Origin of the sequence: Streptomyces sp. M2CJ-2 (assembly GCF_016757295.1) — a bacterium.
Taxonomy (GTDB): Bacteria; Actinomycetota; Actinomycetes; order Streptomycetales; family Streptomycetaceae; genus Streptomyces.
The window spans coordinates 1-9,227 of record NZ_JAESIF010000127.1 but is presented as its reverse complement, the minus strand read 5'-3'; the positions used below and the strand labels follow the sequence as shown (position 1 = coordinate 9,227).

Genomic DNA, 9,227 nt, shown 5'->3' with positions numbered 1-9,227 from the left:
GAGTACTTCTTGGGCGCAGCCATGATCGGCATCCTTCCGGGTCTTCGATGTCTCCATCAAACCCGGGGCGATTCAGGCCGTCTTCGACAAGCTGACCGCGAAGTTCGGCACGGTGCTGGTGACCGTGGACCAGCCCGCTTCCATCGGCGCCCTTCCGCTGACCGTGGCCCGGGACGCGGGCTGCCAGGTCGCCTACCTGCCCGGACTCGCCATGCGCCGGATCGCCGATCTGTATCCGGGCGAGGCGAAGACCGACGCGAAGGATGCCGCCGTCATCGCGGACGCCGCCCGCACCATGCCGCACACCCTGCGAACCTTGGAACTGACCGACGAGATCACCGCCGAGCTGACCGTCCTGACCGGCTTCGACCAGGACCTCGCCGCCGAAGCAACCCGCACCTCCAACCGGATACGCGGTCTGCTCACCCAGTTCCACCCGTCGCTGGAGCGCGTCTTGGGCCCCCGCCTGGACCACCAGGCCGTCACCTGGCTGCTGGAACGCTACGGGTCCCCGGCCGCACTGCGGAAAGCCGGCCGCCGCAGACTCGTCGAAGTGATCCGGCCCAAGGCCCCGCGCATGGCTGCCCGGCTGATCGACGACGTGTTCGACGCCCTCGACGAGCAGACCGTTGTCGTCCCGGGGACCGGCACCCTCGATGTCGTGATCCCTTCCCTGGCCCGCTCGCTGGGAGCCGTCCACGACCAGCGCCGGGCCCTGGAGGCCCAGATCAACGCCCTGCTGGAGGCTCACCCTCTTTCCCCCGAGTTCGACAGTTGGTGGGCACACGCCGGTGTGCGGGCCGCTCACCTGCGGCGATGCGCGCGGAAGTGCATGCCCACTACACCGTCAGCATCGCGCCAGTACCCGGGAATCACTGGATCTGGGGTGGAGATATTCCACCGCATAATCAGGCAGAAGCGGGCATCCCATCGGCAGGGGTTCCTGGGTACCGCCGGGATTCCGGGCGCGTCAGAGCAGGTCGCAGAGCCGTCAGGAGCCGGTGGGCACACGGGGTGCGGGGGCGTTTTCGCTGCTCAACGGCACTGGCTCGGCGTGTGTGCCTACCAACTGTCGAACTCGGGTTTCCCAGGTCCTGACCTCGATGCCCGGCGTCGGCGTCAGGACCGCCGCAGTCCTGCTGACCACCGTTGGTGACGGCAGCAACTTCCCCACCGCCGCCCACCTCGCCTCCTACGCCGGCCTCGCCCCCACCACGAAGTCGTCCGGGACCTCGATCCACGGCGAACACGCACCCAGAGGCGGCAACCGGCAGCTCAAACGCGCGATGTTCCTGTCCGCCTTCGCCTGCATGAACGCCGATCCCGCCTCCCGCGCCTACTACGACAAATGCCGAGCCCGCGGCAAGACCCACACCCAGGCCCTCCTCCGCCTGGCCCGCCAGCGCATCAGCGTCCTGTTCGCCATGCTCCGCGACGGCACCTTCTACGAACCCCGCGTCCCCCGGGCGACGGCTGCATGAACCAGCCCACGGGCAGGTCGACTCAGATCAGCGTCTTGTGTCGTCCGTCCATGCCGTGATCTCCGCGGCACCCCGACGGACAGCTTCTTCCGGATCCCGGGCGAGCTGCCCGCAGACCGCTGCGACATCCGGCACACCGTCCGTTCCCGCGAGCGCGTCATGCACCCCGGTCTGCAGCCAGTCGGCCTGGTTGTCATCGGCCTCGGCAACCGCGAGAGCGATGAGCCTGAGGGCGGCCACCGTCCCCACCCGGGCCAGGGCCTCTGCCGTCTGCCGGGTCACCGCCGTGTCCTCGATGTCCAGCAGCAGCCCCATCAACGCTTCCGCAGACTCAGGGACATCAGCGAAGGAAGCAAGGTCACGCCCGGCACGAACACGTTGCGACCACGAAGGAGACGAAGCCTCAGCCAAGACCGCCGCCAACTCACTCATCATCTCCGGCACAACCAGACAGTCTCATGCACCCGAAGAAGATCGAACCCCGAACCGAAGCTGCCCACACGCTTGACGAAGAACATAGAGGCACCCCCCGCGCTCAACTCGCCAACTGCAGCATGACGCCCAGTCCGAGTCCGAGGTGGAGGCCGCTGGTCGAGCTGCAGCGCTTCCGCTTGCCCCGGTACGTGCGTTCGCCCCTTCCTCTGCCGCGACACGGCCGGTCGACCGAGGTTCACTTCATTGCATGGGCGACGGCAGTAACGCACCCCACCGGCGAAGGCACGTCCATCGGTGGCGCGCAGATCAGCAGTGGCGGGCCGCCGGCCGCCGTTTCGAGGAGAGCGGGGCGGGCCGGCTGTGGGGCCGGCTCTCGGCGGTCGACTTTTTCGGGCACTCCTTCCAACTGGCCTCGCTCGCATTCTTGTGCTTCTTTCCATTTCTGATCATCATCACCGCGGCGGCAGGCCGTGGGGCCGCCATGGCCGTCGTCAGCTGGCTGGGGCTGAATCAGCAGGCGGCACAGGCCGTGGCATCCCTGTTTGTCCCTGCAACGACGTCGTACACCCTCACCGTGACGAGCGCCGTCCTGCTGCTGCTCGGAGCCATGGCCGTGGCCGGCACCCTCCAGAGCTGGTACCGGATCCTGTTCAACGTCCTTGGAGGCGGGTGGCGGAACACCGCGGCCCAGCTCGCCTGGCTTGCAGGGCTCCTCGCCTACTCCGCCGCGCAGGCCGCGCTCGGCAGGGCGTCCGGCGGGTGGCTCCTGACCAGCCTGATCGGCTTCCTCTGGGCGGTCGTCTTCTGGTGGGGAAGCTTGTACATACTGCTCGCCGGTACGGTGACATGGCGCGCCCTGTTCCCCCCAGCCCTGGTCACCAGCGTCTGCTGGACCGGCCTCGGGGTGTTCTCCGCCCGCTACTTCTCAGCGACGATCGTGGCGAACGAACAAAAGTTCGGCCCTATTGGCGTCGTCATGGTCCTCCTGTCATGGCTGGTGGCGGTCGGCGTGGTCATCCACCTGGGGGCCGTCGTGGGCCGCATGCCGCGTTGAGCCCCCCCACCGCACGACCTGCCCTCGCACGGGGAGCGGCATCATGGGACGCCCATCCGGGCCGTCCTGGGACCGTAGAAGGACGCTCAACGACGACCAACACCGACCACCAACGACAGCCAAGCCGCAGGTCGCAGCCCTGATCGATGGCACGACCCCAGGCCAGAGACCCGGCCCTTCACCTCTTCGGCTACTGATCGCGCTCGACGGCGTTGACTCGCCCATTGAGCAATCCGATCTTCTGACGGCGCCCCCCCGAGATCCTGCTGGCCAAATGCCGTGTCCTGGGGTGTGGGGATGCTGTTGGCACCGTGGTGGCCGGTCTTGTCGTTCCCGGTCGCTGGGGGTGGGAGTCATGTCGTTGCGGCCGGAGGAGTGGCCCGAGGTCCCCGAGGCGACGGCGAGGGTGGCACGGGCAGTGGCAGGACGCGGGGCCCCGCCGTTGACGATGCGGGTGCGGGACGAGCTGGGCGAGCTGTTCGCGGATGCGGAGTTCGTCGAGGCGTTCGGCCGCCGGGGCCGGCGTGGATGGTCGCCGGGACGGCTGGCGATGGTGACCGTGCTGCAGATGGCGGAGAACCTGAGTGACCGTGCCGCCGTTCAGCGGGTCCGGTTCGATCTGTCGTGGAAGTACTGCCTGGAGCTGGAGGACGTCGGCTTCGACGCGTCGGTGCTGTCGGAGTTCCGCACCCGGGTGGCCGGCCACGGCCTGGAGGAGCGGGTGCTGGATCTGCTGGTTGCGGCGCTGAAGGAGAAGGGCCTGGTCAAGGCAGGAGGCAAGCAGCGTACCGATTCCACTCATGTGCTGGCGGCGGTGCGGGAGTTGAACCGGCTGGAGCTGGCTGGGGAGACGGTGCGGGCCGCGCTGGAGGCGCTGTCCGCCGCGGCCCCCACCTGGGTGGCGCAGGTGCTGGAGGTCGGTGAGTGGAACCGGCGTTACGGGCGGCGGATCGATGCGTACTGGCGCCCGCCCGGCTCCCAGACCCAGCGCGACCGGCTCGCGGTGGACTACGGCCGTGACGCGGTGGCTCTGCTGCGGGCGGTTTACCATCCGGCCTCGCCGGTCTGGCTGCGGGAGCTGCCCGCCATCCAGACGTTGCGGCAGATCACCGTGCAGAACTACCTGATCACCACCGACAGCAACGGAGCGGAGGTGGTCAAGCGGCGGGAGGCGGACAAGGACGGCCTCCCGCCCGGCAGAATCCGCCTGACTTCGCCCTATGACCTCGATGCCCGCTACGGCACCAAGGAAGATCTCCACTGGACCGGTTACAAGCTGCACATCAGCGAGGTCTGCCGGCCGCCCCGGCCTGACGACGGGGCTCCGCGGCCCGGCCGACGGGCACGTCCTGCCCTCCCGAACGTGATCACGCATGTCGCGACCACGGATGCGACCGTGCCCGACGTGAAACTCGTCGAGCCCATCCACCAGGCCCTCGCCGGCAGGGACCTGCTGCCCGCCGAGCACTACCTGGACTCCGGCTATGCGAGCGCCGAACTCATCGTCGGTGCCCGGGCCACCTTCGGCATCACACTGGTCACACCGCTGCTGACGGGCACCTCCCGCCAGTACCGGGAGAACGCCGGCTACCAGCGCGAAGCCTTCGCCATCGACTGGGACGCCCGCCAGGCCACCTGCCCCCAGGGCGCCACCAGCCGGTTCTGGAGCCCGGCCAAGCAGAAGGGCCGCGACGTAGTCGTGGTCCGCTTCGACCAGGCCGACTGCGGCCCCTGTCCGGTCAGAGCAGCATGCACCAACGCCACCCGCTGGGGCCGCCAACTCACCCTGCGCCCACGGGCACTGCACGAAATCATCCACGCCAACCACACCGCCCAGCAAGACCAGGCGTGGCAGGCGAAGTACGCCCTGCGAGCGGGCGTCGAGGGCACGATCCGCCAGGCCATATCGGTCACCGGCAGCCGCCGGGCCCGTTATCGCGGGCTCGCGAAGACCCACCTCGAACACGTCTACTCCGCCGTCGCCCTCAACCTGATCCGCCTCGACGCCTGGTGGAACGACCAGCCCCTCGACCACACCCGCACCAGCCACCTCGCCCGCCTCGACCTCACCCTCGCCGTCTGATCCCCACATTTGGCCAGCAGGATCCCCCGAGGGGAGAAAACCGGGCTACGGCCGTCCGGCTGACGTCGCGGAGTCCTGGTGCCACCAGAACCCGACATCGAGTCGTCCCGGAAAAGCCTCACACGGCTCGAGGGAGCTTGTACCGGCAGACCCCGGTCCTGCTCAACACTTCGGGAAGCCACTCACGACTGGGAAGAGATCGTTCCGGCTGGGAAACGAGCTGCCTGGAAGCCGGGCCGCACCGGAATACCTGTTGTTCGCGGAAATCACCCGTGCTGGGCGAGGCCTCAGCAGACCGGACAGAACTGTGCTCAACACAGCATGACGTCCCCGAAGGGAGCGCACATGTCCGGGACGCAGGAGCCGCAGAAGCCGCAGAAGCATCCGAACGCGACCGGAGCGGGTCTGACCGCAGGGGACGGTCCCCCAGGAGGGCCGGCGCAGCCCGCGCGGCACCGGAAGCTGCTGTACGTCACCCTTCCCGGGAGCTGGGGCGCTGTGGTGCTGGGATGTCTGTCCTTCACGCCTTCGCTGCTCCCGCGCGGGGGTCTGCTCCAGGGGATGATCTGCGGGATCACGGCGGCCATCGGCTACGGGCTCGGCGTGCTGGCGGCATGCGTGTGGCGCGCCTTCGCGGACCGGGAGCCCCGGCCCGCGCGGCGCTGGGCCTGGCCCGCCTTCTTCATCGGCGCGCCGATCCTTTTCGGTGTCTCCTTCGGGTTCGGGCAGTACTGGCAGTACGAGATCCGTCGGCTGATGGGGGTGACGGACTACAGCGTTCCGCTCGCTGTCGCGTCGCCCTTCGTCGCGGTGCTGGTCTTCTGCCTCCTCCTGCTGACCGGGCGTGGCGTTCGCGGGATTTTTCGCCGGCTCTCGGCCCTGCTCGAGCGCTGGGTCGGGGCACGGGCCGCTCGGGCGGTCGGCTGGATCCTGGTCACCGGTCTCGCCTATCTGATCGTCACCAGTCTTCTCCTCGACGGATTCGTCGCCCTGGCCAATCAGGCTTTCTCGGTGCGCAACACGACGACCCAGGAAGGGGTGCACCAGCCGACCAGCAGCCTGCGCTCGGGAGGGCCGGGCTCGCTGGTTCCGTGGGACTCCCTGGGCCTGCAGGGGCGCGGCTTCACCGGAACGGGCCCCTCGCCGTCGGACATCACGGGCTTCACCCACCGTCCCGCGGCGGAACCGATCCGCGCCTACGCCGGACTGGCGTCGTCGGACAGCACCGAGTCCCGTGCCTCGCTGGCGGTCGCCGACCTGAAACGCGCGGGCGGATTCCAGCGCAAGAACCTGCTCGTGGCGACGACCACGGGCAGCGGCTGGGTCGACCCCGCCGCGGTGGATTCTTTCGAGTACCTCGCCGGCGGCGACTCGGCGACCGTGGCCATCCAGTACTCCTACCTGCCGTCGTGGATCTCCTACCTCGTGGACCAGTCGAAGGCACGGGCGGCGGGCCGTGACCTGTTCGACGCCGTCTACGACGCCTGGCTGCAGCTGCCGCAGAGCCAGCGCCCCCGCCTGTTCGTCGCCGGGGAGAGCCTGGGATCGTTCGGCGGCGAGGCCGCCTTCAGCGGAGAAGCCGACCTGCGCATCCGCACCGCGGGCACCCTGTTCGCCGGACCGCCCAATTTCAACACTCTGTTCCGGCAGTTCAGCGACCAGCGCGATCCCGGCAGCCCAGAGATCCAACCGGTCTACAAAGACGGCCGGACCGTACGCTTCACCACCAACCCCGCCACGGGCATCCCCCCGGCGGAGCGGCCTTGGGACGGCACCCGGGTCCTCTACCTGATGCACCCCTCCGACCCGATCGTCTGGTGGAGCCCCCGTCTCATCTTCAACGCACCGGACTGGCTCACCGAGCAGCACGGAAAGGACGTGCTCAAGGGCATGCTCTGGCTCCCCTTCGTGACCTTCTGGCAGGTCACCGCCGACCTCCCGTTCTCCACCGGCGTCCCGGACGGCCACGGCCACAAGTACACCACCGAGTACGTGGACGCCTGGAACGCCGTCATGCGGCCCGCCCACATCACCGCCCAGGACCTCGCCCATCTGAAAGAGGTCATTGCCGCCGAGGGCTGACCCCACACACCCGAGCCCCCGGCAGGGGTCAGGAACCCTTCTCACCGCAACAGGAATCCGACCAGGTAGCCCAGAGCGTTGACAGCCCAGTGCAGGCCCATCGGCGCCAGCAGACTGCCACTGCGCCGACGCAGTTCGCAAAAGAGCACACCCGCGGCCGCCGTGAACAGGACCGCTCCCGCGTCCGCGAGGGCGGCACCGAGCGCAAAGTGGCCGAAGACCGGGATCAGCCGGGGCTTCGCCGCCACCAGGCCCAGCGACGGCAGGATGTGCCACAACCCGAACAACACACTGGACACAACGGTTGCCCAGACGACGCCACGCGCACGATCCACCAACCCGTACAGAACTCCCCGGAAGGCAACCTCCTCCAGCAGGACCGTACCCACCGGGACGGTGATCACCATGCGGAGTGCCACCTGGCCGCCCGTGAACCCGCTGTAGCGCTGGTCGGCGAAAAGGCCGCGGGTGCTCGGAAGCAGCGCCGCAGCCAGGTAGACGACGCAGACCAGCCCGATCAGCGCCAGCGCCCAGCGCGCACCACGCCCCAGCGCGGACGGGTCCAGTCCCGCATCCGTCCAAGTGCCGCCGGCCCAGAAGAGCACCCCCAGCAGCAGCGCGCTGACCAGTACCGCGGTCAGCAGACGGAACGACGGCGCCCAGCGGTTGTCGATCACGTTCGTGAGCGCGAGCACAGCGATCACCATGCCCACGCCCGTGCCGGAGCCGATCGAGCGCCTGGGGAAGGCCCACCAAGGGCCGGAGGCGACCACCACGCGCCTGCTGCTGTCAGGTCCCGGCGTGTCGCAGCTCGGTCCACCGGTCCACAGAGTTCCCGCTGCGCGAGACATGACCGAGGACAGCCTGCGTGATCCAGCAGAGGTTTTCCGGGTCCATGATGCGCTCCGAGATCCCGCCGCCCGCGGGATTGGGGACGGCCCAGGGCGGTTGCCACCATCCTGCGGCGGGGAGCCACCGCCCGCCATCCGGGCCACCAGCTGCCACGGCTGGTGCGCAGGTCTCACGGGTGTTCGCGTGCTGCTGAGGAAGTGGCGGCCAGGGCTGAGCGGTCCGGCAGGCAGGCGGCGCCGCGGAACCGACGCCCCGGACGGCCGCCAGAGTGATCACCGCCGGGGAGACGTCACCGTGACGCTCCCGCTCTCTGCCACGGACGCTTCCACGATCGGGAAGACGGACAGACGGCGCATGGCTGCAGCCACCACCAGACCCGGAACGGTTCAGTCCCTGCGGGACAGGTCCGGGGCGATGACGACGGAAGGGTCGGGGACCGTGGTGCGGACCCTTCTGCGCAGGCGGAACCCGGTGATGTTGAAGGCCCGCATCACCCGGGCCACGCGTTTCTCGTTGACGCGTATCCCGGCGTCGTGGAGTTCGACGGTGACTCGCGGCGAGCCGTAGGTTCCGCCCGAGTGCTGATGGATGACGCGAATCTTCTCGGCCAGGGCCTGGTCGTCCAGATGCCGGGCGGCTCGCGCGTCGGCGCCCGCCCGCCACTTGTAGTAACTGGACCGGTTCAGGCCCATGACCTGGCACAACCGCTTCACCCCGAAGGCGCCCCGGTGGTCGTCAACGAACTGGAAGCGGCTCACCAGTTTGTCTCTCCGGCGAAATACTTGGCCGCCTTGCGCAGGATGTCCCGCTCGGTCGCGAGCTTGCGTTCGCTGGCCTCGAGTTCCCGCACGCGTGCCTCGAACTGTCTGATCCGCTCGTCCGGATCGCTGGCCGAAGCCTCCTGCCCGGCCCCGGCCACCGCCTTGCCGGCGGCCAGCGGGGCGGCCGGGTCGACGCCGCGGCGCCGACGGTCGCGCAGCACCCAGTTGCGCAGGGTGTTCCTGTTGATGCCCAGGTCAGCGGCGATGCTCTTGTATGTCGCCCCGGGCATGGACTCGTACAGGGCCACGGCATCGGCCTTGAACTCGTCCGAGTAGTCCTTCATCGCCATCGGCGGTGTTCTCGCTTCCTCCGGATCAAGCAGATCCAGTATCAGCGTGTCCACCACTCAGCCCGGATTCACCGGCTGATGGTTCGGTAAGACCTGCGGGAGAACGAAGAGATGCCTCGTGACCTGCGA

Annotated in this window: 7 protein-coding genes and 2 pseudogenes; 5 read left to right on the top strand and 4 right to left on the bottom strand. The window is 68.9% G+C overall.

Annotated elements, in window-relative coordinates:
- Nucleotides 1-70 precede the first annotated feature (70 nt).
- Both JL475_RS37040 and JL475_RS37035 read left to right on the top strand, forming a co-directional pair.
- Nucleotides 71-763 (top strand): annotated as a pseudogene (locus JL475_RS37040) (IS110 family transposase); the annotation flags it as partial.
- Between the two features lie 322 nt (nucleotides 764-1,085).
- Nucleotides 1,086-1,481, top strand: a pseudogene (locus JL475_RS37035) (transposase); the annotation flags it as partial.
- Between the two features lie 27 nt (nucleotides 1,482-1,508).
- On the opposite strand, the gene JL475_RS37030 reads toward JL475_RS37035, so the two are convergent.
- Nucleotides 1,509-1,916, bottom strand: coding sequence for a hypothetical protein (locus JL475_RS37030; RefSeq protein ID WP_237409360.1), 408 nt, complete (start codon nucleotides 1,914-1,916; stop codon nucleotides 1,509-1,511).
- 247 nt (nucleotides 1,917-2,163) lie between these two features.
- Between JL475_RS37030 and JL475_RS37025 the strand changes: the two genes are divergently transcribed.
- The 3 genes from JL475_RS37025 (at nucleotide 2,164) to JL475_RS37015 (ending at nucleotide 7,135) form a co-directional block, all read left to right on the top strand.
- On the top strand, nucleotides 2,164-2,970 hold the full coding sequence (locus tag JL475_RS37025; RefSeq protein ID WP_202282581.1) for a ribonuclease BN: 807 nt from the start codon (nucleotides 2,164-2,166) through the stop codon (nucleotides 2,968-2,970).
- A gap of 355 nt (nucleotides 2,971-3,325) precedes the next feature.
- Nucleotides 3,326-5,053 (top strand): IS1182 family transposase, encoded by a 1,728-nt coding sequence (locus JL475_RS37020; protein ID WP_237409351.1) that lies wholly within the window; start codon nucleotides 3,326-3,328, stop codon nucleotides 5,051-5,053.
- A 345-nt stretch (nucleotides 5,054-5,398) separates the two neighbouring features.
- Complete coding sequence (locus JL475_RS37015; RefSeq protein ID WP_202282580.1) at nucleotides 5,399-7,135, top strand: alpha/beta-hydrolase family protein; 1,737 nt, start codon at nucleotides 5,399-5,401, stop codon at nucleotides 7,133-7,135.
- A 41-nt stretch (nucleotides 7,136-7,176) separates the two neighbouring features.
- Here JL475_RS37015 and JL475_RS37010 read toward each other — a convergent pair whose 3' ends face one another.
- From JL475_RS37010 to JL475_RS37000, 3 genes are all read right to left on the bottom strand, one after another.
- Nucleotides 7,177-7,911 carry a CPBP family intramembrane glutamic endopeptidase gene (locus JL475_RS37010; RefSeq protein ID WP_307825311.1) on the bottom strand — a complete coding sequence of 245 codons (735 nt, stop codon included), beginning with the start codon at nucleotides 7,909-7,911 and terminating at the stop codon, nucleotides 7,177-7,179.
- A gap of 462 nt (nucleotides 7,912-8,373) precedes the next feature.
- Nucleotides 8,374-8,745 carry an IS3 family transposase gene (locus JL475_RS37005; RefSeq protein WP_202282578.1) on the bottom strand — a complete coding sequence of 124 codons (372 nt, stop codon included), beginning with the start codon at nucleotides 8,743-8,745 and terminating at the stop codon, nucleotides 8,374-8,376.
- A complete protein-coding gene (locus JL475_RS37000) occupies nucleotides 8,742-9,155 on the bottom strand; it encodes a transposase (RefSeq protein ID WP_202282577.1) in 414 nt (137 codons plus the stop codon). The genes JL475_RS37005 and JL475_RS37000 overlap by 4 nt, the downstream gene beginning before the upstream one ends.
- Nucleotides 9,156-9,227: the final 72 nt, after the last annotated feature.